Raw genomic sequence first — 25,599 nt, forward strand, 5'->3', positions numbered from 1 at the left:
TTCAAAGCCAGTAAACACGACAAAGCCCGCTCGATGCGGGCTTTGTTGTGCATGAAGGATCGAGTCAGATCCGCTCCCCAGGTCTTACGCCCCCCCCCAAAGCCACCTCACACCCGTGGCAGATGCTTGCTCACGCAATGAATGCCGCCGCCACCCGCGGCGATCGGGTCGATATTGACCTGTTCCACCACCCGCCCCGGATAAAGCCTGGCCAGCAGGTCCTTGCAGTACTGGTCCGCCGCCGCGTCACCAAACTGCGGAGCGATCACCGCGCCGTTGATCGGCAGGAAGTTGATGTAACCCGGCGCGAAATCCGGGTTGTCGCGGGTATACAGGTTACTGCGCATCCTGGTCGGCGGCGGCAGGGTGTGGACCACCAGCTTGCGGCCATCGGCGTCGGTAGCGGCATTGAGGATTTCCAGGTGCCTGCGCGTCACGGCGTAGTCATAGGACCCGGGGTCATTGTCCAGGTTGGCGATGACCACGCCGGGCTTGACGAAGCGCGCATAAAAATCGACATGGGCATCGGTGATGTCCTTGTCCTTGATACCCGGCAACCAGATGATCTTGCGCAGGCCGAGGTTGGCCTTCAGCTCGGCTTCGATCTGCGCCTTGCCCAGCCCCGGGTTGCGGTTGTCGTTGATCCAGCAGCTCTCGGTGATGATCGCGGTGCCATGCCCGTCCACCTCGATGCCGCCGCCCTCGCCCACTAGCGCGCTACGAACGTAGTCGGCCTCCATCTCCTCGCTCAGGGTATCGGCCACGCGGGTGTCGTTGGCCGAGGTCTGCTTGTCGCCCCAGCCGTTGAAGTTGAAATCCACCAGGCCCAGGCCGCCCGCGCCGTCGACCACGAAGCAGCCGCCGTAGTCGCGCACCCAGACGTCGTCCAGCGACAAGGTCAGGAAGTCGATATTGCTGGTGCCACACTTGCTCTTGGCCAATGACAGCTGGTTGGTGCGACACAGCACGGTCACCGGTTGATACTTGGCGATGGTCCTGGCCAGCAGGGCGATGGTGTCGTTCACCGCGCCCGCCCAGTCCTCCCAGACCCGGGACGACGCGCCGAAGGCCAGGATCACCCGCTCCTGCGGGCCGTGCTCGTCGGGCATGTACCAGTTGCCGGCCGGGGCGGCGGCAATGCGCGGGGCGCCGAAGCCGAGGCCAAGGGAGGCGGCGGCACCGACTCCGCTGGCCGCCATCAGCTGCTTGATGAAGTCACGACGGGTAGACATGAGGTGTTCTCTGTTGAGTGAATCCCGAAGGGCGTGGCCACCCGGCTGCCGGGTGCCCGCCCTGCTCTGGCGGTTGCTGGCTTCAGTCGTGAAGGCCGGTCTTGAAGGTGGTCCAGGCGCGCATTCGCGCCCGCATGTCGCGCTGCGCAATGTCCTTGCCGGGGATCAGCCGCCCATAGGTGGCCTCGTCCACATAGATATCCGGATTATTGCGCATGTCAGCCGCCACCATCGGCCTGGCCTTGGCGCTGGAGGTGGGATAGCCGGTGGCGTTGCTGATCGCCGCCATGTTTTGCGGGCGCATGATGAAATTGATCAGCGCATAGGCGTATTCCGGGTGGCGGGCATCGGCCGGGATGGCCATGGTATCCATCCACACCGTGGTGCCCTCCCGCGGAATACGGTATTGGAAGCGCGTCCCCTTGCCGGCCTCGTCGGCGGTACGCTGGGCCTGGGTCATGTCGCCGCTGTAGCCGAGGGACAGGCAGATGTCGCCATTGACCAGCTGGGTCACCGGCTGCGACTGGAACTTGCGGATGTACGGCTTGATGCCCTTGAGCAACGCCAGCGCCTCGGCCAGTTCGTCCGGCTTGCTGCTGCGCGGGTCGCGGCCCAGGTAGTTGAGCACCACGGCCAGCACTTCGTCGGGCGAGTCGATCATGGAGATGCCGCAATCGGCGAACTTCGCCGCGACCTCGGGCTTGAAGATCATATCCAGGCTGTTCACTGGCGCATTATTCAGACGCTTGTCGATCATCGCCTGGTTCCAGGTCAGGCCGATGGTGCCCCAGGTGTAGGGCACGGTGGCATTCCGCGAGTGTGGATACCGGGCCTGCAACGTGCGCAAGCCGGGCTCGATGTCATCCAGGTGCTCGAGCTTGCCCTGGTCGAGCTTCTGCAGGGCACTGGCGCGCATCAGGCGTTCGGCCACGGTGTCGCCGGGAAAGATCAGGTCATAACCACTGTGGCCGGACATCATTTTGGCTTCCAGCGTCTCGCTGCTGTCCATCACGTCGTAGATGACCTGGATACCGGTCTCGTGAGTGAAGGCAGCCAGGGTCTGCGGGGCGAAGTAGTCCGCCCAGTTGTACAGGCGCAGGACCTTGTCCTCGGCCTGGACGGCGAACTGCGAACAACCCAGGCCAAGGCCCAATGCCAACATCGACAGTTTCTTGATGAGATTCATCTTCAGGCTCCCTGGCGCGACCAGTGTTCATGGGTTCGGCAACCGTCCAGGCCCAGCAGCGGGCCGTACATTTCCGGGCGGCGATCCCGGTAGATGCCCCAGCTCAGGCGTTCCTCGGCCATGGCCGCAAGATCCAGCCGCTGTACCAGCACGCCCGTAGTGTCAAGGTCTGCCTCGGCCAGCAGCTTGCCCTTGTGATCAGTGATGAAGGACGAGCCGTAGAAACTCATCCGCAACTGCGGATCGGTGGTTGCCGTCTCTTGCCCGACACGGTTGGCCGCTATCACCGGCAGGATGTTGGCGGCCGCGTGGCCACGCTGGGTCAGTTGCCAGTGGTCGCGCGAGTCCAGCCCGGCGGCGCCCGGCTCGGAGCCGATGGCCGTGGGATAGAGCAGCACCTCGGCGCCCATCAAGGCCAGGCAGCGGGCGGTCTCGGGGAACCACTGGTCCCAGCAGATGCCCACGCCTATGCGGCCGAAAGCGGTGTCCCAGACACGGAAGCCGGTATCGCCGGGGCTGAAGTACTCCTTCTCCTGGTAGCCGATGGCGTTGGGGATGTGGGTCTTGCGGTAGACGCCAAGCAGGCGGCCGTCGGCATCGGCCACCGCCAGCGAATTGAAGAAGGCATTGCCGGCACGCTCGAACCAGCTCAGCGGCAACACCACGCCCAGTTCCCGGGCGAGGTCGGCGAAGCGCCGGAGTACGGCACTTTTGCCATATTCCTGCGCCAGGGCCAGGTGCTTGTGGTCCTGCTCGATGCAGAAGTACGGGGTGGCGAACAGCTCCTGCAGGAGGATCAATTGCGCGCCCTTGGCGGCGGCTTCCCGCACCAGTTGCTCGGCCTGGTCGAGGTTGTCCTCCAGGTTCCAGCTGCAGGCGAACTGGGTGGTGGCGACGGTCAGATGAGTCATGGCATTACCCCTTCAGCGGCCAGGCCGGTTGCTGCTGGGTGATGCAATGCACGCCACCGCCGCCGTGGGCCAGCTGGTTGATCCGTACCGACACCACCTCACGCCCGGGGAAAGCCAGGCGCAGGGTCGCCGCGGCCTCGTCATCGGCTGCGATACCGTAGGCCGGCATGATGATCGCGCCATTGGCGATGTAGAAATTGGTGTAGGAGGCGCAGAACACCTCGGCCTCCTGGTCCACGGCATCGCTGGCTTCGAACAATTCGAGCATTTCGAAGCGGCGTCCCTGGGCATCGGTAGCCAGTTCCAGGGCGCGGCGGTTCTCGCGCACGACCTCGGCGTACACCGAAGATGAATCCCGGGTCGCGTCCACCAGCAGCACACCGGGCCGGGCGAAGGCGCAGACGCCGTCGACGTGGCCGTCGGTCATGTCGCCGGTCACGTAGTCGGGATCGCCGGGCAGCCAGATGGTTTTCTTCACGCCCAGCAGGCGCGCGAAGATCTCCTCCATCTCGGCCTTGCTCATGCCGGGATTGCGGTTGTCGTTGAGCAGTACCGATTCGGAGGTGATCAGGGTGCCCTGCCCGTCCACATGAATCGCGCCGCCTTCGTTGGTCAGCAATGTGTCGAAGCATTGCAGGCCGAGGTTGTCGAGGATGCGCCGCGCCAGGCTTTGGTCCAGGTCGCAGGCGGACTTGCCGCCCCAGGCGTTGAAGCGCCAGTTGACTCCGGCCGTGCCCAGGCGCGGATGGCAGACGAAACTCGGGCCGGAGTCGCGGCACCAGCTGTCGTTGATCGCCAGCTCAACCAGCTCGATATTCGCTCCACACAACTCACGGGCTCGCGCCACTGCGCAGGGGTCAACCACCATCTTCACCGGTTCGAAACGGGCGATAGCGTTGGCCACACGGGCAAAGTCGACCTGCACCTCGGCCAGGGTCACGCCCCAGCTGTTTTCCCACAGGGCCTGGTTATGGGGAAAAGCCATCCAGGTGGCGGCGTGCTGTACCCATTCGGCGGGCATGAACCAGCCGTTCTGCGCATCGTTGAATTGCATACAAGTGCCTTCAGTTAAGATTTTGTTATCACTGAAAGCCGCGACCGCGGCCATGACTTGTATGCTAGGCCTGTAAAAACGACCGAACAAACGATAGATTTTGTCGAATTCTGATTAGCTGGGCTTATCAATCATGCTTAAACACTGGCCACCCCTGAATGCCCTGCGCGGCTTCGAAGCCGCCGCCCGCCTAGGCAGCTTCCACAAGGCCGCCGAAGAGCTGCACCTCACCCAGTCGGCCATCAGCCAGCAGATTCGCAGCCTGGAAAGTTTCCTCGAACAGCCGCTGTTCTTCCGCAACGGCCGCAGCGTGGCCTTGACCGATGCCGGCTTCGACCTGCTCAGCACCACCCAGTCGCTGCTGCAACAACTGGCCGTGGGCATCCGCCGCCTGGACCAGTACCGCAAACCCAATCAACTGGTGGTCAACACCACCCCGGCCTTTGCCCGCCACTGGCTGGTGCCGCGCCTGGCGGACTTTCACCGACTTCATCCGCAGGTTGACCTGTGGCTGCTGACCACCGACGAAACACCCGACATGGCCACCCAGACCATCGACATCGCCGTGCGCGACGACCTCAGCGCCCAGGCCGAATGCAGCTTTCGCGTGTTGCTGGAAGACCGCCTGTACCCGGCCTGCCATCCCGCCTTGCTGGAACAGGCAGCGGACGCGCGCACCACCCTGCACGGCGAGCGCGAGATGGACTGGAGCCATTGGCAGGTACAGGGCGGCATCGACGTCGGCCAGCACAGCCAGGGGCTGAACTTCTCCGACCCCGGCCTGTTGCTGGACGCCGCCAGCCAAGGTTTGGGGATAGCCCTGGTCAGCCAACTGCTGGCCGGTCGCGCCCGGGATCAGGGGCTGCTGGTGGCGCTGGCGGAGCAGACCGTACGCGGCCCGAACTGGAGCTGGCTAGTGCACCGCGACAGCGAAGGCGATGCCCTCACCCGCAGCTTCTGCGACTGGCTGGCCGGGGCCCTTGGCAAGGCTTGAGCAGGTTTCCTGGCGGAGCCGGGACATCCATCAATCGCCCGGGCACACATCACGAACACCAGAAACGACAAAGCCCGCACTGGGCGGGCTTTGTAGGTATCTGACAGGCATTCATGGATTGTTTGAAACGGCTGACTGGTGCCCGAGACAGGAATCGAACCTGCGACCTTCGCGTTACGAGTGCGCTGCTCTACCGGCTGAGCTACACGGGCGCTGGGCTAAACCTAGCACCGGGACCGGGGTTTTGCCATATCACCCGCCCGACAGGGAGCAAGGCACAAACGGCAGATAGCAAAACGCCCCGAACCAGTCGGGGCGTTTGCTTGTTCAGCTTACAGCGTCAGGGGTCTTAAACGCCCGAAGCCTTGGCTGCTGCCACGTCTTTGATGGACAGCTTGATACGGCCGCGGTTGTCCACGTCCAGCACCAGCACTTCCACTTCCTGACCTTCTTTCAGGATGTCGGTCACTTTCTCGACGCGAGCATCGCTCAACATGGAGATGTGAACCAGACCGTCCTTGCCAGGCAGGATGTTGACGAATGCGCCGAAGTCGACGATGCGCTCAACCTTGCCAACGTAGATCTTGCCGATCTCGGCTTCCGCGGTGATACCCAGAACGCGCTGACGCGCAGCTTCTGCGGCTTCCTTGGTTTCGCCGAAGATCTTGATCGAGCCGTCGTCTTCGATGTCGATCGAAGCCTTGGTCTCTTCGCAGATCGCACGGATGGTCGCGCCGCCTTTACCGATGACATCACGGATTTTGTCGGTGTCGATCTTCATCGCGATCATGGTCGGAGCGTTGGCCGACAGTTCGGTACGCGACTGGCCAATGATCTGGTTCATCTGGCCGAGGATGTTCAGGCGAGCTTCCAGGGCCTGGCCCAGGGCGATCTCCATGATTTCTTCGGTGATGCCCTTGATCTTGATGTCCATCTGCAGCGCGGTGACGCCTTTGGCGGTACCGGCTACCTTGAAGTCCATGTCGCCCAGGTGGTCTTCGTCACCCAGGATGTCGGTCAGGACGGCGAATTTCTCGCCTTCCTTGACCAGGCCCATGGCGATACCGGCAACCGGTGCCTTCATCGGCACGCCAGCATCCATCAGTGCCAGGGAAGCACCGCACACGGAAGCCATGGAGCTGGAACCGTTGGACTCGGTGATTTCCGATACCACGCGGATGGTGTAGGGGAACACGTCGGCGGCTGGCAGCATGGCCTGAACCGAACGACGGGCCAGACGGCCGTGACCGATTTCACGACGACCAGCGCCCCCCATGCGACCACACTCGCCCACCGAGAACGGAGGGAAGTTGTAGTGCAGCATGAAGGGGTCTTTCTTCTCGCCTTCCAGGGTGTCCAGCAGCTGTGCGTCACGGGCAGTACCCAGGGTCGCGACGACCAGGGCCTGAGTCTCGCCACGGGTGAACAGGGCCGAACCGTGGGTCTTCGGCAGAACGCCGACTTCGATGTTCAGCGGACGTACGGTGCGGGTGTCGCGGCCGTCGATACGTGGCTTGCCGTTGACGATGTTTTCGCGAACGGTGCGGTATTCGATTTCACCGAAAGCGGCTTTGACGTCGCCGGCGGAAGGCTGGCCTTCTTCGCCGGACAGCTTGGCGACGACCTGGTCTTTCAGCTCGCCCAGGCGTGCATAACGGTCGGCCTTGACGGTGATGGTGTAAGCCTGGGAGATCGCTTCGCCGAACTCGGAGCGGATAGCGCCCAGCAGGTCGGTGGCTTCTGGAGCCGGAGCCCAGTCCCAGGTTGGCTTGGCGGCTTCGGCAGCCAGCTCTTTGACGGCCTGGATAACGGCCTGGAATTCGTCGTGGGCGAACAGTACGGCGCCCAGCATCTGGTCTTCGGTCAGCTCTTTGGCTTCCGATTCAACCATCAGTACCGCTTCTTCGGTACCGGCTACGACCATGTCCAGACTAGATGCCTGAAGCTGCTCGTAAGTCGGGTTCAGCAGGTAGCCGGTGCTTTCATGGAAAGCAACGCGGGCAGCACCGATCGGACCATCGAAAGGAATGCCGGAAATCGCCAGCGCAGCCGAGGTACCGATCATCGCAGCGATGTCCGGATCGGTCTTCTTGCTGGTGGAAACCACGGTGCAGACAACCTGCACTTCGTTCATGAAGCCTTCTGGGAACAGAGGGCGGATCGGGCGGTCGATCAGACGCGAGGTCAGGGTTTCTTTCTCGGAAGGACGGCCTTCACGCTTGAAGAAACCGCCAGGGATCTTACCGGCAGCATAAGTCTTTTCCTGGTAGTGAACAGACAGAGGGAAGAAACCCTTGCCTGGATCGGCTTGTTTGGCGCCAACCACGGTCACCAATACGCTGACGTCGTCGTCAACGGTGACCAATACTGCGCCGGAGGCCTGACGGGCGATACGGCCAGTCTCGAGGGTAACGGTCGACTGACCGAACTGGAATTTTTTGATTACCGGGTTCACGGTGTCCTACCTTCTTTGTGGCTCTTGGGGGAACTGGTTTCTTGCGAAATTCTTGGGCAATCCCGGGAATCGGCCCGGCCTTTATTGTCCAGGTAAAACTACGGTCCAGATAAAACTTGAGGCTGGGAGCCTGCCATGCGCCTGCGGGAAACCCACTGACGCACGGCAAACAACCAACCTCTAGCGCAATCGCTGATTAGCGACGCAGACCCAGGCGACCGATCAGAGCGCTGTAACGGCTCAGGTCTTTGCCTTTCAGGTAGTCCAGCAGCTTACGACGCTGGTTAACCATGCGGATCAGACCACGACGGGAGTGGTGGTCTTTACCGTTGGCCTTGAAGTGACCTTGCAGTTTGTTGATGTTGGCGGTCAGCAGTGCAACTTGCACTTCTGGCGAACCAGTGTCACCAACAGCTTGCTGGTAGTCGGTTACGATTTGAGCTTTTTCTTCAACGCTGAGTGCCATTTGGCTTTCCTCTCAAAAGGCAGCGCTCCGAGAAACGCCACCAACAGGCCAGGGACAAATCCCCGTATCTATAAATGAGCTGTGACCGTGCCTGTTAACAGCCACCCTCTCCAGCCTGCTGTTACACAGGCTGGTTCCGGTCATTCCGACCGAATCAGTCGACGCGGCGCAATGCGCCCGTCTTCGCTCACTTCACCGATACCGATAAAGCGACCGTTATGATCCTGTACCCGCACCATGCCGAACTTCGGTGCATCGGGAGCCCGTACCGGCTGGCCGTTGAGCCAGTAGAACGCGCTGTGCTCGGAGAACTGCAGCAGCGGCCAATCCAGCAGGCCGCTGTCCGATGGCATCAGGAAGCGATCCACTGCTTCGTTGCCGCCTTCGGCATGTACCGCTTCAAGCTCTTCCAGCGTGACGGTCTGGGCCAGACTGAAAGGGCCGGCCTGGGTGCGACGCAGTTCCGCGACGTATGCACCACAACCCAGCTTCTCACCGATATCCTCCACCAGGGTGCGGATATAGGTGCCCTTACTGCAGTCCACCGCTAGCCGCGCAGTATCGCCTTCAAAGGCCAGTAATTCCAAGCGCGCAATAGTAACAGAACGCGCTTCGCGCTCCACCACTTCGCCTGCACGGGCCAGCTTGTAAAGTGGCTGGCCATCACGCTTGAGGGCCGAGTACATCGGTGGTATCTGGCTGATTTGCCCACGAAATTCCGGCAGCACCGCTTCAATATCGGCGCGACCAACGGTCACTTCGCGAGTCTGCAGGACTTCACCCTCGGCATCGGCCGTGGTGGTGGTCTTGCCCAACTGCATCAGGGTTTCGTAACCCTTGTCGGAATCGAGCAGGTATTGCGAGAACTTGGTCGCCTCGCCAAAGCACAACGGCAACACACCGGTGGCCAGGGGATCGAGGCTGCCGGTATGCCCGGCCTTCTCGGCGTTGAGCAACCAGCGGACTTTCTGCAGCGCCGCGTTGGAGGTGAACCCCAGCGGCTTGTCGAGCAGGATGATACCGCTGACGTTACGACGGATACGCTTGACCTGAGCCACCGCTTACTCCTTGGCGTCTTCGGGTGTAGCGGCGTGCTGGCTGTCTTCGGCCACGGCGCGCTCGATCAGGGCCGACAGATGCGCACCCCGCACGACGCTTTCGTCGTAGTGGAAGTGCAGCTGTGGAACGCTGCGCAACTTCATCTCGCGAGCCAGCTGCATACGCAGGAAGCCGGCGGCCGAATTGAGCACCTTGATACTCTGAGCGATATCGTCAGCGTTGTCCTGGCCCATCACGGTGATGAAGATCTTGGCGTGACCGACGTCACGGCTGACTTCAACGGCGGTGATGGTGACCAGGCCGACGCGCGGATCTTTGACTTCACGACGGATCAGCTGAGCGAGCTCACGCTGCATCTGGTCGCCGATACGTTGGGTACGGCTGTATTCTTTTGCCATGTCTTGTTACCTGTTGCTGCCTCGCGGTGAAACCCGCAAGGTCTGAAAGCGGCAAACGCCCGGCCTGACAGAAGCCAGACCGGGCGTTGCGTTTAGAGTCCGGACGATGCGCCGTGCATTTGCATGCAACTGGCCATCATGGCTCTTGAAGTGCGCGAGTTAGAGGCTGCGAGCAACCTGAACCTTCTCGAAGACTTCGATCTTGTCGCCGACTTTGACGTCGTTGTAGCTCTTCACGCCGATACCGCATTCCATGCCGGCACGCACTTCGGAAGCGTCATCCTTGAAGCGGCGCAGGGATTCCAGCTCGCCTTCGAAGATAACGATGTCTTCACGCAGTACACGGATTGGACGGTTACGGTGAACGACACCCTCGATCACCATGCAACCGGCGATCGCGCCGAACTTCGGCGAACGGAACACGTCACGAACCTCGGCAACACCCAGGATGTTCTCCCGAACGTCGCTGCCCAGCATACCGGTCAGGGCTTTCTTGACGTCTTCGATGATGTCGTAGATCACGTTGTAATAACGCATATCCAGACCTTCCTGCTCGACGATCTTGCGAGCGCCGGCATCGGCACGCACGTTGAAGCCGAACAGTACAGCGTTGGAAGCTAGGGCCAGGTTGGCGTCGCTTTCGGTGATACCACCGACGCCGCCGCCGACTACGCGCACTTGCACTTCGTCGTTGCCCAGGCCGTTCAGAGCGCCTTGCAGAGCTTCCAGCGAACCACGGACGTCGGATTTGAGGACGATGTTGAGCGTCTTCTTCTCTTCCTGGCCCATGCTTTCGAAGATGTTTTCCAGCTTGCCGGCGTGAGCGCGAGCCAGTTTGACTTCGCGGAACTTGCCTTGACGGAACAGAGCCACTTCACGGGCTTTCTTCTCGTCGGCAACCACGCTCATCTCGTCGCCAGCGTCCGGGGTACCGTCCAGGCCGAGGATCTCGACCGGAATGGCCGGACCTGCTTCCTTGATCGGCTTGCCGTTCTCGTCGAGCATGGCGCGCACGCGGCCATAGTTCGAGCCGACCAGCACCATGTCGCCTTGACGCAGGGTACCGTCCTGAACCAGTACGGTCGCCACCGGGCCACGGCCCTTGTCGAGACGCGATTCAACCACGACACCACGGCCAGGAGCCGAAGGAGTGGCGGTCAGTTCGAGCACTTCGGCCTGCAGCAGTACGGCTTCGAGCAATTCGTCGACGCCGGTACCCATCTTCGCGGAAACCGGAACGAATGGGGTATCGCCACCCCAGTCTTCGGAAGTCACGCCATGAACCGACAGTTCGCTACGGATGCGATCGAGGTCGGCACCCGGCTTGTCGATCTTGTTCACCGCGACCACCAGAGGTACGCCAGCCGCCTGAGCGTGCTGAACGGCTTCAACGGTCTGCGGCATCACGCCGTCGTCCGCTGCAACCACCAGGATCACGATGTCGGTCGCCTTGGCACCACGAGCACGCATGGCGGTAAACGCGGCGTGACCCGGGGTATCGAGGAAGGTGACCATGCCGCGTTCGGTTTCAACGTGGTACGCACCGATGTGCTGGGTGATGCCGCCGGCTTCGCCAGCCGCTACCTTGGCACGACGGATGTAGTCGAGCAGCGAGGTCTTACCGTGGTCAACGTGACCCATTACGGTCACGACTGGCGCACGAGGAACCGCTTCACCTTCGAACTTCAGGGACTCGGCCAGGGAGTCTTCCAGGGCGGTGTCGCTGATCAAGGTCACTTTGTGGCCCAGTTCTTCAGCAACCAGCTGGGCAGTTTCCTGGTCCAGTACCTGGTTGATGGTGGCCGGGGTGCCCAGCTTGAACATGAACTTGATGATTTCGGCAGCCTTGACCGACATCTGCTGGGCGAGATCGCCAACAGTGATGGTTTCGCCGATCTTCACTTCACGCACGACCGGGCCGGTTGGGCTCTGGAAACCGTGAGCGTTGCGTTTCTTCAGCTTGGCCTTGCCGCGACCACCACGACGGAAGCCATCGCTTTCTTCGTCGGTGGTACGTGGGGCAACGCGTGGAGCCGGAGCTTTTTCCTTGACGGAAGCACGATGCGGAGCGTTTTTACGCTCGCCATCGCCACCACGACGATTGTCGTCGTTACGGCTCTTGTCAGGGCGACGCTGCTCGTCCTTCTTGCGCACTTCAGCGACCGGCGCTGGAGCGACAACAGGGACATCTTCAACAATCGGCTCGGCAACCACCGCAGGTGCGGCAACCGCTTCAACGGCAGCAGGTTGCGCAGCAGCAGGCTGGCGACGCGCTTCTTCTTCGGCGCGACGCTTGGCTTCTTCTTCAGCCTTCTGACGTGCAGCATTTTCTACTGCGCGACGCTCTTCCAGTTCACGCTGGCGCTCGGCTTCGATTTCTTCCGGGCTGCGCTGTACGAAGACTTTCTTCTTGCGTACTTCAACGCTGATGCTTTTGCTGCCGGCCACACGCAGGGTGCTGGTGGTTTTACGCTGCAACGTGATCTTGCGCGGTTCTTCCACTTTCGCCTTGTGGCTGCTCTTCAAGTGAGTCAGCAACGATTGCTTCTCACTGTCGGTCACATGTTCCTCGGCGGCGGTGTGCGGCAGACCTGCCTCACGCATCTGCTGCAACAGGCGCTCTACCGGTGTTTTGACCTCATCGGCCAGTTGTTTCACCGTGACTTGCGTCATGCACTTCTCTCCTCAGGCCGCGCCTATTACTCGAACCAATGGGCTCGGGCGGCCATGATCAACTTGCCGGCACGATCATCGTCAATGCCGTCGATGTCGAGCAGGTCGTCAATAGACTGCTCGGCCAGGTCTTCGCGGGTAATTACGCCGCGCACCGCCAGTTCCATCGCCAAATCCTTGTCCATACCCTCAAGCGAGAGCAGGTCTTCGGCCGGATGGGCGTCTGCCAGCTTTTCCTCAGTAGCGATGGCTTTAGTCAACAAGCGATCCTTGGCACGAGCGCGAAGCTCGTTGACGATGTCTTCGTCAAAGCCGTCGATGTTGAGCATTTCTTCCAACGGTACGTAGGCAATCTCTTCCAGGCTGGTGAAGCCTTCATCAACCAGCACCTGTGCCAGCTCTTCGTCGACTTCCAGCTCATCGATGAAGTTGCGCAGGATGTCGCCGGTTTCAGCTTGCTGCTTAGCCTGGATGTCCGATTCGGTCATCACGTTCAGGGTCCAGCCAGTCAACTGGCTAGCCAGACGCACGTTCTGACCACCGCGACCGATGGCCTGAGCCAGATTGTCTGCGCCAACGGCGATGTCCATGGCATGGGCATCTTCGTCGACGATAATTGCCGCGACTTCAGCCGGCGACATGGCGTTGATCACGAACTGCGCCGGGTTGTCGTCCCACAGGACGATATCCACACGCTCACCGCCCAACTCACCGGAAACGGCCTGGACGCGCGAACCGCGCATGCCAATGCACGCACCCTGAGGGTCAATGCGCTTGTCTTTGGAACGGACCGCAATCTTGGCGCGCGAACCCGGATCCCGGGAGGCAGCCATGACTTCGATCAGGCCTTCGGCGATTTCCGGCACTTCGATACGGAACAGCTCGATCAGCATTTCCGGCGCGGTGCGCGACAGGATCAGCTGCGGGCCGCGGTTCTCGGTGCGGATTTCCTTGAGCAGCGCACGAAGACGCACGCCAACACGGAAAGTCTCGCGAGAAATGATGTCTTCACGGGCCAACAGCGCTTCAGCGTTGTTACCCAGGTCGACGATCACGTTGTCGCGGGTCACTTTTTTCACGGTGCCGGAGATGATTTCACCCAAGCGCTCGCGGTAAGCGTCAACGACTTGAGCACGCTCGGCTTCGCGGACTTTCTGCACGATGACCTGTTTGGCGGTCTGCGCAGCAATGCGGCCGAATTCGATCGACTCGATCTTTTCCTCGACGACATCACCGACTTTCGCGCCCGGATGGGTTTCCTGGACCTTGCTCGGCCAGGTTTCCACAGCCGGATCGTCCAGATCGGCTTCCTCGACTACCGTCCAGCGACGGAAAGTCTCGTAAGCACCGGTGTGGCGATTGATTTCCACACGCAGATCAACTTCGTCCTCGAAACGCTTTTTGGTAGCAGTGGCCAGAGCCAGCTCCAGCGCTTCAAAAATTACGCTTGCCGGTACACCCTTTTCATTGGATACCGACTCAACAACCAGCAGTACTTCTTTGCTCATCGTACGCCTCGCCTTTCGCAAGCCATTGGATCCGCGGGATCCGCGTCTCAGTCAAAACTGGGAATTATGTGGGCCTTGTCGATCATGTCGATCGGCAACAGGAACTCGTGGTCTTCCACCTGCACCACGACGTCCTGCTCCTCCACCCCGCGGAGAAGGCCCTGAAAATTACGCCGACCTTCAAAAGGCGAGCGCAGCTTGATCTTCACTTGTTCACCGACATACTTGGCAAACTGTTCAAGGGTGAACAGCGGGCGTTCCATGCCAGGAGAGGAAACTTCAAGGGTGTATTCAACGGAGATCGGATCTTCGACATCCAGAACGCCGCTGATCTGACGGCTGACGATGGCACAGTCGTCCACCAGCACACCGCCTTCTTTATCGATATAAACGCGCAACAGTGAGTGGCGACCTTGAGCCGAAAACTCGATACCCCAGCATTCATAGCCAAGGGCCACGACCACCGGGGCCAACAAGGCCTGCAACTGTTCTAGCTTGCTCGACACCTGAACCCCCTCGTGCATGCTTGTGCAAATAAAAAATGGGCGAAGCGCCCATCCCGGAAACGCCGTTGAATAGCGGCGTTATAAAGTGTCCAGCTAACAAAAAGCCCCTGAAAAGGGGCTCCGCTAAAACTGGTTGCGGGGGCCGGATTTGAACCGACGACCTTCGGGTTATGAGCCCGACGAGCTACCAGACTGCTCCACCCCGCGACAAAGCTGGGGCGGAAGTATACGACCGATCCCTTTTTGGGTCAATGTAACCTTCCACCTACAAGAAAGCCCGCAACAGCGGGCTCTCCTGATAATTGGTACCGAGAAGGGGACTCGAACCCCTACACCCTATGGGCACAACCACCTCAAGGTTGCGTGTCTACCAATTCCACCACCTCGGCATAGACTACGTTACTGCGTGAAACTCTTCTTACTTCTGCTCTTGAGCTGGAGGTACGTCAGTCGCATTGGTTGCCGACTTTTGCTCTTGGAGCACCGGGACATCATCAGAAGCCGGTTTTTGCTTTGGCGCTTCAAGCACCGCTGGATCTGGCAGACCTACTTGAGTCAGCTCATGAGCTTTCTCTTTAGCAAAGTAACCTAACCCTAAGCTGGTTATGAAAAAACCTGCGGCAAGTATAGCAGTAAACTTACTAAGAAAGGTAGAGGAACCTTGGCTTCCGAACACAGTATTTGAAGCACCTGCTCCGAAAGACGCGCCAGCGTCCGCACCTTTACCCTGCTGCAGCAATACCAGAGCTACTACGCCCAGCGCACCCAGCAGATGAAAAACGACTACGACTGTTTCCAGCATTTTTTCAGTTTCCCGCGGCGCGACAAATCGCACCGAACTCATCTGCATTCAGGGAAGCTCCACCAATGAGCCCCCCATCGATATCCGGCATGCCGAACAGTTCGACCGCATTGGCCGCCTTCACGCTGCCGCCGTATAGAAGCCGCACACCTCGTGCCACTTCAGAATTCTCTGCCGCCAACTGCGCCCGAATGGCTGCGTGCACATCCTGGGCCTGTTGCGGCGAAGCAGTCAGCCCGGTACCAATGGCCCAGACCGGCTCGTAAGCGATAACGGCATTGGCAAACGCGCCAACACCCAACTCTTCGATGATGCTACCCAGCTGACGCCCGACAACTTCAAGAGTCTTCCCGGCCTCGCGCTGCTCGAGGGTTTCCCCTACACACAAGACCGGCTTCAAGCCACAAGCCTGTGCTGCTGCGAATTTGCGATTCAGCGTACCGTCACGCTCACCCATCATCAGGCGACGCTCGGAATGCCCAACCAATACCAGGGAACAACCTGCATCCACCAGCTGACTCGGAGCAATCTCCCCTGTCAGCGCACCTTGCATGGGCTCCACCGCAGAATTCTGCGCGCCGACCGAAATCGACTTGCCTTTCAAGCCATCAATCACCTGATTGATATACAAGCAAGGCGGGAATACCGCGACATCAACACCGCTAGGCAAGGCCAGATGACGCAGGCCATTGATCAGCTCAGCGACGCTGGCGCGGGTACCGTGCATTTTCCAGTTACCAGCTACCATAGGGCGACGCATGCTGTACCTCGTCGGTCAAAGTGGGCGCAGATGTTACCCAACCGCATCAACACTGGCAAGCCGAAATCAGGCAGAAACTTCCGCAACCAGTTTTGCCAGTTCGTCAGCATAGCCACGGACCTGGGCTTCATCATCACCTTCGACCATGACGCGAACCAAAGGCTCGGTGCCCGACTTGCGCAGCAACACCCGCCCACGCCCAGCCATCGCGGTAGTGACACGCGCGCATGCCTCTTTCACAGCCGGATGCTCGACAGGATTGGCTCCACCGCCAAAACGGACATTGACCAGAATCTGCGGACATTTGCGCAGCGCCTGACGCGACTGTGCCAAGCCTTCATCACGCCGTTTCAGTGCCATCAGCACCTGCAGGGCGGCAATGATCGCATCACCCGTGGTAGTGTGCTGGAAGCACACGATATGGCCGGAGTTTTCACCGCCTACCAGCCATTGGCGTTCAAGCAGCTCGGCAATGACATAACGGTCACCGACATTGGCGCGCACGAATGGAATACCCAGATCAGCCAAGGCCAGCTCGAGACCCAGATTGCTCATCAAGGTACCGACCACACCGCCCTGCAGCTTGTTACGCGCGTGCAAATCCCGGGCAATGATGAACAACAGTTCGTCACCATCGACAATGGCGCCTGTATGGTCGACCATCAACACCCGATCGCCATCACCATCGAAGGCGATACCCAGATCGGCGTGCTCGGCCAATACCGCAGCCTGTAACTGCCCCATGTGGGTCGAGCCACAATTGTCGTTGATGTTCAGACCGTTAGGCTGTGCGGAGAGCACCACCACTTCAGCGCCCAACTCACGAAAAACACTGGGCGCGACCTTGTAGGTCGCACCGTGGGCACAATCGACAACAATCTTCAGACCCGCAAAGCTGGTACTGGAAGGAACGCTGCTCTTACAGAATTCAATGTAACGGCCCGAGGCGTCATTGATGCGCGATACCTTACCCAGCTTGCTGGACTCCACCACAGTCATCGGCGCATCCAGCAGCTCTTCGATCATCAGCTCGACTTCATCCGGGAGCTTGGTACCTTCACCCGAGAAAAACTTGATCCCGTTGTCATCGTGAGGATTATGCGACGCGCTGATCACGATCCCCGCCTCGGCATGGAAAGTGCGGGTCAGGTAGGCGATGGCAGGAGTGGGCATCGGCCCCAGCAGCATTACATCCGCCCCAGCAGCGGACAGGCCCGCCTCAAGCGCAGACTCGAACATGTAACCGGAAATGCGCGTGTCTTTGCCCACCAACACACGACAGGCACCCATACTGCGAAAGGCCATACCCGCAGCCCAGCCCAGCTTGAGCATGAAATCGGGAGTAATAGGGTACACGCCCACACGACCGCGAATGCCGTCGGTGCCAAAGTATTTCTTGCTCATAAGTGCTCCATCATTCTTATTCGGCTGATTCCACAGCTGTAATCATCCGCACGACATCCACCGTCTCAGCCACATCATGGACCCGCAGGATCTTTGCCCCTTTGGACATTGCCAGAGCGGCAAGAGCCAATCCGCCATACAGCCGCTCGCCGACGGGGCGACTCAATGCCTGACCTATCATGCTCTTTCGTGAAACTCCGACCAGCAGAGGTCGACCAAGGGCATGCAGGGCATCCATATGCTTGAACAGGCTCAAGTTGTGCTGCAGGGTCTTCGCGAAGCCAAAACCCGGATCCAGAATGATCCGTTCCGATCCGATACCCACTGCTGCACACTGAGCCATACGGTCAGCCAGGAACTCCCCCACTTCCTTGGTTACATCCCGATACTGCGGATTGTCTTGCATATCGCCAGGCTCACCGAGCATATGCATAAGGCAGACCGGTAAACCTGTGGCCGCCGCAGCATCCAGCGCGCCATCCCGCCGCAACGAGCGGACATCATTGATCAACCCCGCACCCAGGCGCGCAGTTTCGCGCATGACAGCAGGCGTGGATGTATCGACCGAAATAATGACATCCAGTTCACGATGGATGCGCTCGACGATAGGTGCTACCCGCTCAAGCTCTTCAAGCGGCGATACCGCCCTTGCACCAGGACGAGTGGACTCGCCCCCCACATCGATGAGCGTCGCGCCCGCCAACACCATACTTTCGGCATGGCGCAAGGCAGCATCAAGCTGACTGAAACGGCCACCATCGGAGAAGGAGTCGGGAGTTACATTAAGAATGCCCATGACATGCGTATGGGCCAAATCAAGAACCCGGTTGCCGCAAGGCAACCGGGTCGAGGACGACATAGAAGTCATTTCAAACCTTAGTGGTCAGCAGCCGGGCCGCCGATCGGTGTCTCTGGACGTTCGTTCTGCACCACTGGAGGTGTGGTACCCGAGCCGCCCTCCCAATCGCGAGGCTCGCGAGGGGTACGACCAGCCATGATGTCGTCGATCTGCTCGGCATCGATGGTTTCATACTTCATCAAGGCATCGGCCATCGCATCCAGCTTGTCGCGGTTATCCGTGAGGATCTGCTTGGCGGTGCCATAGCACTGGTCGATGATGCTACGAACTTCGGAGTCGATCAGCTTGGCGGTTTCTGCAGACAGGCTTGCATGCTGGCTGCCAGCACTGCGCCCCAGAAAGACCTCGCCCTCTTCTTCGGCGTACATCAACGGACCCAGTTTTTCGGAAAGCCCCCATTTGGTCACCATGTTCCGCGCAATCTGGCTCGCGCGCATGATGTCGTTAGAAGCACCGGTAGTTACACCATCGAAGCCCAATGTCATTTCTTCAGCGATACGACCGCCGTACAGCGAGCAGATCTGACTGATCAGCGCACGCTTGGACAAGCTGTAGCGATCCTCTTCCGGCAGGAACATGGTTACACCCAGAGCCCGACCACGCGGGATGATCGAAACCTTGTAGACCGGATCATGCTCAGGCACTACGCGACCGACAATGGCGTGACCCGCTTCGTGATAAGCCGTGTTCTGCTTTTCCTTCTCGGACATGACCATGGATTTGCGCTCCGCGCCCATCATGATCTTGTCTTTTGCCAGCTCGAACTCTTTCATTTCGACGATGCGCTTGCCGCTACGGGCAGCGAAAAGCGACGCCTCGTTCACCAGGTTGGCCAGGTCGGCACCAGAGAAGCCGGGCGTACCACGGGCAATCACGGCCGGCGCGACATCTTCACCCATCGGCACTTTACGCATGTGAACTTTCAAAATCTGCTCACGGCCACGGATATCCGGCAAACCAACCACAACCTGACGGTCAAAGCGGCCTGGACGCAGCAGCGCCGGGTCCAGCACATCAGGACGGTTGGTGGCGGCAATAACAATGATGCCGTCGTTCATTTCAAAGCCATCCATCTCTACCAGCAGTTGGTTGAGAGTCTGCTCACGCTCATCATGACCACCACCCATGCCGGCACCACGATGGCGACCAACGGCATCGATCTCGTCGATGAAGATGATGCACGGGGCGTGTTTCTTGGCCTGTTCGAACATATCGCGAACGCGGCTGGCACCCACCCCAACGAACATTTCGACGAAGTCGGAACCGGAGATGGTGAAGAACGGAACCTTGGCTTCACCAGCAATGGCCTTGGCCAGCAAGGTCTTACCAGTACCCGGCGGGCCAACCATCAGCACGCCACGAGGAATACGACCGCCCAGGCGCTGGAACTTGCCCGGATCGCGGAGAAACTCAACCAGTTCACCCACTTCTTCCTTGGCCTCGTCGCAACCCGCGACATCCGCCAATGTGGTTTTCACTTGATCTTCGGACAACAGGCGCGCCTTGCTCTTACCGAAGCTCATCGGCCCGCCCTTGCCACCAGCACCACCCTGCATCTGCCGCATGAAGAACATGAAGACGGCGATGATCACCAGGATCGGGAAGCTGGCGACCAGCAGTTGGGTCCAGATGCTTTGCTGCTCAGGCTGCTTGCCTTCGACGACCACGTGGTTATCCACCAGGTCACCGATCAGGCCGTTGTCCTGAATCGCAGGACGAATGGTCTTGAAGCTATCGCCATCGTTGCGCTTGCCGGTAATCACATAACCATCAACGGCTACGCGCTCGACCTTGCCATCCTTAACTTGCTGGATAAAGTCGGAATAGTTGAGGGTCTGCGGCTCGTTAGGGCTGGAGAAGTTGTTCATCACCGTCACCAGGACAGCCGCGATGATCAACCACAGGATCAGATTCTTTGCCATATCGTTCAATTAACTACCCTCTGAAGCAAGCTCCGCTGCTGGCGCGCGCTTCGCATGATATTCACCGACCTAACTTACTACATTACCTACAGCTCTGGCAGGCGCTGTCTGTAACCCTTTGTGAAACCCAGATTACACAATATTCGCTTAAGCCCCCGGGGCGAAATACGAAAAAACTATCAACCCGGTCAAAAACAACCTTTACTCGATACGCCCGCGAAAGCCACGTCCCAGCAGATACTGCTCGCGAGAACGATCACGGGAAGAACTCGGTTTGCGCATCACCACCTTGTCGAACATCTTGCGAACGTTCTTGTGGTATTCGTCGAAACCTTCTCCCTGGAAAATCTTTATCAGGAAGTCGCCACCGGGACGCAGAACCCGCCCCGCCAAATCAAGTGCCAACTCGCACAGAAACATCGCCCGCGGCATATCTACGGCAGGCGTACCACTCATATTGGGGGCCATATCGGAAATCACAAGGTCCACCTGGGAATTTCCGACCGCCTCGAGGATTTGAGCCAACACTGCATCTTCGGTGAAGTCGCCCTGAATGAAGGTGACATCAGGGATGCTATCCATTTCCAGAATGTCGGAAGCGATCAGTCGCCCCTGCCCGCCGATCAGACGACTGGTCACCTGCGACCAGCCCCCTGGCGCCGCGCCCAGATCGATAACACTCATTCCAGGACGGATCAGGCGATCCTTTTCCTGGATTTCCAGCAGCTTGTAGCTGGCACGCGAACGGTACCCATCTTTTTGCGCCATTTTGACGAATGGGTCGTTGAAGTGCTCTTTCAGCCAGTTATGGCTTGTCTTGGAACGGGCCACGGGCCACCTCAAAAAATAAAACGGGTCGTGATTAACTGGGCGGTCCCGGACGCGCTCGGGTAAACTGGCCGCCGCTTTTTACAAGATCAGACGCAGGGGTCAGATTATGCCGCTCACTCAAGAGCAGAAGAAACAGTACAAATCCATTGGCCACCATCTGAAACCAGTATTGACTGTGGCTGACAACGGTTTGACCGAAGGTGTGTTGGCCGAACTTGAACGTGCCTTGAGCGATCATGAGCTGATCAAGATCAAGCTCAACATCCTCGAACGCGAGTCCCGCCTGGAAGCCATTGCAGAACTGTGCAAGGCCGGCAAAGCGGATCTGGTGCAGGTCATCGGCAAAATGGCGTTGATTTATCGCAAGAACGCCAAGGTAAACAAGCAACTGTCCAACGTCCATCGCTTCCACTGACGTCGACAGGGGTCAAGGGCGTGCTTCGCGCGCCCTGCCACTCCACCCAGGCACCGGCTGCAATACCAGCACCAGACCGGAAAAAGCCAAGACAAGATAGCTGAACAGCTGCCAGCGCTCGACATCCGACAGCCCGAGGCGCACCACGAAATACATCGTGCACGCACATAACGCCACCAACAGCAGCTGCCCTCGCATATCCCGCCACAGGCTCGCCAGCCCTTCAGCACGCACCAATACCAGCACCTGAAGAACGATGCATACCGCTGAAAAACCAACCAGCAGCGCACTCAGCGCATTACCGATCTCTTCGATCAGCAGCGGCGCCAGGCCAATCTGGCCCAGCACCGGCAACAAGCCGACATGCAACAACCACACACCACCGACCCACAACATCTGAGTCAGCTGCCAAAGCATGGCGCCTGCATTCAGCAGGCGCCCTCGTTCAGACGTGGCGGACTTCGACAATCTCATACTCGATCACGCCGCTAGGCGTTTTAACGGCAACCACATCACCCTCTTCCTTGGCGATCAAGGCACGGGCAATGGGCGAACCTACAGAGATCTTTCCGAGCTTGATATCAGCCTCATCCTCACCAACGATCTGGTAAGTGACGCTCTCATCGGTTTCGACGTTGGCGATTTCGACGGTAGTGCCGAAAATCACCTTGCCTGTATGAGGAATGCTCGTCACATCGATGACAACCGAGTTTTGCAGGCGGCCTTCAATATCACGGATGCGCGCTTCAACCATTCCCTGCTCCTCGCGGGCAGCATGGTATTCAGCGTTTTCCTTGAGGTCACCGAGTTCTCGAGCCTCACCGATGGCCTGGCTCAAGCGTGGCCGCTCGACCTTGCTTAGGAACGTCAACTCTTCTTCCAGGGCCTTGGAACCCTGGACGGTCATTGGGTATTTATTCATGCCTTCAATCCTGCATGTAGATCCTGCAAGCGACGCACGGTCTTTTCCGGACCGAACTTGAGCGCCTCACAGATGGCCTCGCCCGCAGCAATGGTGGTGGTGCAGTAGATCTTGTGCTGCAAGGCGTTACGACGAATGGAATAAGAGTCAGCGATCGACTGACGACCTTCGGTGGTGTTGATGATCAGCGTGACTTCGTCATTCTTGATCATGTCGACCACGTGCGGACGACCTTCAGTCACCTTGTTCACACGGCGCACCTTCAGGCCTGCCGCCTCGATCAGCTTGGCAGTACCGGCAGTAGCGACCACTTCGAAGCCCAAGTTGATCAGATCACGAGCCACACCCGCAACCAGCGGCTTGTCGTCGTCACGCACGCTGATGAACGCAGTACCACCAGTCGGCAGCACTTCGCTAGCGCCCATCTGGGCCTTGGCGAAGGCTTCGCCGAAGGTGTCACCGACACCCATCACTTCGCCGGTCGACTTCATCTCCGGGCCAAGGATCGGGTCGACACCCGGGAATTTGGCGAACGGGAACACCGCTTCCTTGACGCTGTAGAAGTTAGGAATGATTTCCTTGGTGAAGCCCAGCTCTTTCAGGGTCTTACCCGCCATGACGCGCGCGGCGATCATCGCCAGGGAGACACCGATGCACTTGGAAACGAACGGCACGGTACGGGAAGCACGCGGGTTCACTTCGATGACGTAGATCTGCTCGCCCTGCAAGGCCAACTGCACGTTCATCAGGCCGACCACGCCCAGCTCCAGGGCCATCTTCTTGACCTGTTCGCGCATCTCGTCCTGGATGTGCGCAGGCAGCGAGTACGGCGGCAGCGAGCAAGCGGAGTCACCGGAGTGCACGCCAGCCTGTTCGATGTGCTGCATGATCGCGCCGATCACCACATCCTTGCCGTCGCAGACCGCATCCACGTCCATCTCGATGGCGCAATTGAGGAAGTGGTCCAGCAGCACCGGACTGTCGTTGGACACTTGCACCGCTTCACGCAGGTAGCGCTTGAGCTCTTCTTCTTCGTAAACGATTTCCATCGCCCGGCCGCCCAGCACATAGGATGGACGCACCACCAGCGGGTAGCCGATCTTGGCCGCGGCACGAATCGCTTCGTCTTCGCTGCGCACGGTGGCGTTTGGTGGCTGACGCAGGTTCAGGCGCTCGACCATCTGCTGGAAGCGTTCGCGGTCTTCGGCACGGTCGATGGCGTCAGGGCTGGTACCGATGATCGGCACGCCGGCCGCTTCCAGGGCTCGCGCCAGTTTCAGCGGAGTCTGGCCGCCGTACTGGACAATCACGCCTTTTGGCTTCTCGACGCGGACGATTTCCAGCACGTCTTCCAGGGTCACTGGCTCGAAGTACAGGCGATCGGAGGTGTCGTAGTCAGTGGAAACGGTTTCCGGGTTGCAGTTGACCATGATGGTTTCGTAACCATCGTCACGCAGCGCCAGTGCCGCGTGCACGCAGCAGTAGTCGAACTCGATGCCCTGGCCGATACGGTTCGGACCGCCACCCAGGATCATGATCTTGTCGCGACCCGAAGGTGCAGCCTCGCACTCTTCCTCATAGGTCGAGTACAGGTAGGCGGTATCGGTGGCGAACTCGGCCGCGCAGGTGTCGACGCGCTTGTAGACCGGGAACACTTCCAGCTTGTGGCGGTGGGTACGCAGGTTCTTCTCGGTCACGCCCAGCAGCTTGGCCAGACGCTGGTCGGAGAAACCTTTGCGCTTGAGGCGGAACATCAGGTCGCGGTCAATGGCCGACAGACCCAGCGTCTTGACCCTCTCCTCTTCCTTGATCAGATCTTCGATCTGCACCAGGAACCAAGGGTCGATCATGTTCATGCCGAAGATCTGCTCGACGGTCATGCCGGCACGGAACGCATCAGCCACGTACCAGATACGCTCGGCGCCCGGCACAGTCAGCTCGCGCTTGAGCACGTTCATGCTTTCCGGGTTGCTCAGGTCGAGCTTCGGATCCAGACCGCAGACACCCACCTCCAGGCCACGCAGCGCTTTCTGCAGGGATTCCTGGAAGGTCCGGCCGATGGCCATCACCTCACCCACCGACTTCATCTGAGTGGTCAGGCGGGCATCGGCCTTGGCGAACTTCTCGAAGGCGAAGCGTGGCAGCTTGGTCACGACGTAGTCGATGGACGGTTCGAAGGACGCCGGGGTCTTGCCACCGGTGATGTCGTTCGACAGCTCGTCCAGGGTGTAACCCACGGCCAGCTTGGCGGCGACCTTGGCGATCGGGAAGCCGGTGGCTTTCGAAGCCAGGGCCGAAGAACGGGATACCCGCGGGTTCATCTCGATCACCACCATACGGCCAGTGTTCGGGCAGATGCCGAACTGGACGTTGGAGCCACCGGTTTCCACGCCAATCTCACGCAGTACCGCCAGGGAGGCGTTGCGCAGGATCTGGTATTCCTTGTCGGTCAGGGTCTGTGCCGGAGCCACGGTGATCGAGTCACCGGTGTGCACGCCCATCGGGTCGAAGTTTTCGATCGAGCAAACGATGATGCAGTTGTCCTTTTTATCGCGGACCACCTCCATCTCGTATTCTTTCCAGCCGATCAGCGATTCGTCGATCAGCAGTTCCTTGGTCGGCGACAGGTCCAGGCCACGGGCGCAGATTTCTTCGAACTCTTCACGGTTGTAGGCGATACCACCACCGGTGCCGCCCATGGTGAAGGACGGGCGGATGATGCACGGGAAGCCCAGCTTCTCGAGGACCGCATTGGCCTCGTCCATACTGTGGGCGATACCGGAGCGCGGGCACTCCAGGCCGATCGCCTTCATCGCGGTGTCGAAGCGCGAGCGGTCTTCGGCCTTGTCGATGGTGTCGGCATTGGCGCCGATCATTTCCACGCCGAACTTCTCCAGAACGCCTTCACGCTCCAGGTCCAGGGCGCAGTTCAACGCAGTCTGGCCACCCATGGTCGGCAGCAGAGCGTCCGGACGTTCTTTCTCGATGATCTTGGCAACGGTCTGCCACTTGATCGGCTCGATGTAGGTGGCGTCGGCCATGGCCGGGTCGGTCATGATGGTCGCCGGGTTGGAGTTCACCAGGATGACCCGGTAACCCTCTTCGCGCAGGGCCTTGCAGGCCTGGGCGCCGGAGTAGTCGAATTCGCAAGCCTGGCCGATCACGATCGGGCCAGCGCCGAGAATCAGGATGCTTTTAATGTCTGTACGTTTTGGCATGGGTTGTCACTCAAATCCGCAGGT

General features: G+C 59.6%; 22 protein-coding genes and 3 tRNA genes. 2 read left to right on the forward strand and 23 right to left on the reverse strand.

Going from position 1 to position 25,599, the window contains the following annotated elements:
- Positions 1-107: 107 nt before the first annotated feature.
- The 4 genes from AC07Y9_RS13345 to AC07Y9_RS13360 form a co-directional block, all read right to left on the reverse strand.
- Complete coding sequence (locus AC07Y9_RS13345; RefSeq protein WP_102678663.1) at positions 108-1,232, reverse strand: agmatine deiminase family protein; 1,125 nt, start codon at positions 1,230-1,232, stop codon at positions 108-110.
- Positions 1,233-1,314: 82 nt separating this feature from the next.
- A complete protein-coding gene (locus AC07Y9_RS13350; protein WP_102678664.1) occupies positions 1,315-2,418 on the reverse strand; it encodes an extracellular solute-binding protein in 1,104 nt (367 codons plus the stop codon).
- 2 nt (positions 2,419-2,420) lie between these two features.
- Positions 2,421-3,329 carry an N-carbamoylputrescine amidase gene (gene aguB, locus AC07Y9_RS13355; RefSeq protein ID WP_102678665.1) on the reverse strand — a complete coding sequence of 303 codons (909 nt, stop codon included), beginning with the start codon at positions 3,327-3,329 and terminating at the stop codon, positions 2,421-2,423.
- A gap of 4 nt (positions 3,330-3,333) precedes the next feature.
- A complete protein-coding gene (locus tag AC07Y9_RS13360) occupies positions 3,334-4,383 on the reverse strand; it encodes an agmatine deiminase family protein (protein ID WP_102678666.1) in 1,050 nt (349 codons plus the stop codon).
- Between the two features lie 133 nt (positions 4,384-4,516).
- Here AC07Y9_RS13360 and AC07Y9_RS13365 point away from each other — a divergent pair, with 133 nt between their 5' ends.
- Positions 4,517-5,377 (forward strand): LysR substrate-binding domain-containing protein, encoded by an 861-nt coding sequence (locus tag AC07Y9_RS13365; RefSeq protein WP_087091214.1) that lies wholly within the window; start codon positions 4,517-4,519, stop codon positions 5,375-5,377.
- Between the two features lie 136 nt (positions 5,378-5,513).
- Here the strand turns inward: AC07Y9_RS13365 and AC07Y9_RS13370 are convergent.
- From AC07Y9_RS13370 to rlmE, 16 genes are all read right to left on the reverse strand, one after another.
- Positions 5,514-5,589: transfer RNA gene (locus AC07Y9_RS13370), tRNA-Thr, on the reverse strand.
- Positions 5,590-5,726: 137 nt separating this feature from the next.
- On the reverse strand, positions 5,727-7,832 hold the full coding sequence (gene pnp / locus AC07Y9_RS13375; protein ID WP_007920885.1) for a polyribonucleotide nucleotidyltransferase: 2,106 nt from the start codon (positions 7,830-7,832) through the stop codon (positions 5,727-5,729).
- 196 nt (positions 7,833-8,028) lie between these two features.
- Positions 8,029-8,298, reverse strand: a complete 270-nt coding sequence (gene rpsO, locus AC07Y9_RS13380; RefSeq protein WP_009042128.1) for a 30S ribosomal protein S15 — start codon at positions 8,296-8,298, stop codon at positions 8,029-8,031.
- A gap of 140 nt (positions 8,299-8,438) precedes the next feature.
- Positions 8,439-9,356 carry a tRNA pseudouridine(55) synthase TruB gene (gene truB, locus AC07Y9_RS13385; RefSeq protein ID WP_007920884.1) on the reverse strand — a complete coding sequence of 306 codons (918 nt, stop codon included), beginning with the start codon at positions 9,354-9,356 and terminating at the stop codon, positions 8,439-8,441.
- Between the two features lie 3 nt (positions 9,357-9,359).
- Entirely contained in the window at positions 9,360-9,755 is a 396-nt protein-coding gene (gene rbfA, locus AC07Y9_RS13390) for a 30S ribosome-binding factor RbfA (RefSeq protein ID WP_007920881.1), read from the reverse strand.
- 159 nt (positions 9,756-9,914) lie between these two features.
- Positions 9,915-12,428: a translation initiation factor IF-2 gene (gene infB / locus AC07Y9_RS13395; RefSeq protein ID WP_007920879.1), complete on the reverse strand. Its 2,514-nt coding sequence runs from the start codon at positions 12,426-12,428 to the stop codon at positions 9,915-9,917.
- A gap of 26 nt (positions 12,429-12,454) precedes the next feature.
- Positions 12,455-13,936, reverse strand: a complete 1,482-nt coding sequence (gene nusA / locus AC07Y9_RS13400; RefSeq protein WP_007920878.1) for a transcription termination factor NusA — start codon at positions 13,934-13,936, stop codon at positions 12,455-12,457.
- Between the two features lie 47 nt (positions 13,937-13,983).
- Entirely contained in the window at positions 13,984-14,442 is a 459-nt protein-coding gene (gene rimP, locus AC07Y9_RS13405) for a ribosome maturation factor RimP (RefSeq protein ID WP_007920877.1), read from the reverse strand.
- Positions 14,443-14,572: 130 nt separating this feature from the next.
- A tRNA-Met gene (locus AC07Y9_RS13410) sits at positions 14,573-14,649 on the reverse strand.
- A 96-nt stretch (positions 14,650-14,745) separates the two neighbouring features.
- Positions 14,746-14,831, reverse strand: a tRNA-Leu gene (locus AC07Y9_RS13415).
- A 29-nt stretch (positions 14,832-14,860) separates the two neighbouring features.
- Entirely contained in the window at positions 14,861-15,244 is a 384-nt protein-coding gene (gene secG, locus AC07Y9_RS13420; RefSeq protein ID WP_009042126.1) for a preprotein translocase subunit SecG, read from the reverse strand.
- Positions 15,245-15,248: 4 nt separating this feature from the next.
- Positions 15,249-16,004, reverse strand: coding sequence for a triose-phosphate isomerase (tpiA, locus tag AC07Y9_RS13425; RefSeq protein ID WP_007920876.1), 756 nt, complete (start codon positions 16,002-16,004; stop codon positions 15,249-15,251).
- Between the two features lie 66 nt (positions 16,005-16,070).
- Positions 16,071-17,408, reverse strand: coding sequence for a phosphoglucosamine mutase (glmM, locus tag AC07Y9_RS13430; RefSeq protein ID WP_009046932.1), 1,338 nt, complete (start codon positions 17,406-17,408; stop codon positions 16,071-16,073).
- A 16-nt stretch (positions 17,409-17,424) separates the two neighbouring features.
- Positions 17,425-18,276: a dihydropteroate synthase gene (gene folP, locus AC07Y9_RS13435; RefSeq protein ID WP_102678667.1), complete on the reverse strand. Its 852-nt coding sequence runs from the start codon at positions 18,274-18,276 to the stop codon at positions 17,425-17,427.
- Between the two features lie 8 nt (positions 18,277-18,284).
- The gene (ftsH, locus tag AC07Y9_RS13440; RefSeq protein ID WP_009046930.1) at positions 18,285-20,189 is read right to left on the reverse strand and encodes an ATP-dependent zinc metalloprotease FtsH; all 1,905 of its coding nucleotides are present in this window, start codon (positions 20,187-20,189) and stop codon (positions 18,285-18,287) included.
- Positions 20,190-20,390: 201 nt separating this feature from the next.
- The gene (gene rlmE, locus AC07Y9_RS13445; protein WP_007920869.1) at positions 20,391-21,020 is read right to left on the reverse strand and encodes a 23S rRNA (uridine(2552)-2'-O)-methyltransferase RlmE; all 630 of its coding nucleotides are present in this window, start codon (positions 21,018-21,020) and stop codon (positions 20,391-20,393) included.
- Positions 21,021-21,126: 106 nt separating this feature from the next.
- Between rlmE and AC07Y9_RS13450 the strand changes: the two genes are divergently transcribed.
- On the forward strand, positions 21,127-21,435 hold the full coding sequence (locus AC07Y9_RS13450; protein WP_007920867.1) for a YhbY family RNA-binding protein: 309 nt from the start codon (positions 21,127-21,129) through the stop codon (positions 21,433-21,435).
- Positions 21,436-21,447: 12 nt separating this feature from the next.
- Here AC07Y9_RS13450 and AC07Y9_RS13455 read toward each other — a convergent pair whose 3' ends face one another.
- Genes AC07Y9_RS13455 through carB form a run of 3 tightly spaced genes read right to left on the reverse strand, consistent with a single transcriptional unit; the run spans position 21,448 to position 25,575 of the window.
- Complete coding sequence (locus AC07Y9_RS13455) at positions 21,448-21,852, reverse strand: MFS transporter (RefSeq protein WP_102678668.1); 405 nt, start codon at positions 21,850-21,852, stop codon at positions 21,448-21,450.
- Positions 21,853-21,880: 28 nt separating this feature from the next.
- Positions 21,881-22,357, reverse strand: a complete 477-nt coding sequence (gene greA, locus AC07Y9_RS13460) for a transcription elongation factor GreA (protein WP_007920862.1) — start codon at positions 22,355-22,357, stop codon at positions 21,881-21,883.
- On the reverse strand, positions 22,354-25,575 hold the full coding sequence (gene carB / locus AC07Y9_RS13465; RefSeq protein WP_102678669.1) for a carbamoyl-phosphate synthase large subunit: 3,222 nt from the start codon (positions 25,573-25,575) through the stop codon (positions 22,354-22,356). Before carB ends, greA begins: the two co-directional genes overlap by 4 nt.
- Between the last annotated feature and the right edge of the window lie 24 nt (positions 25,576-25,599).

The organism is Pseudomonas sp. GW456-L12 (assembly GCF_059424045.1).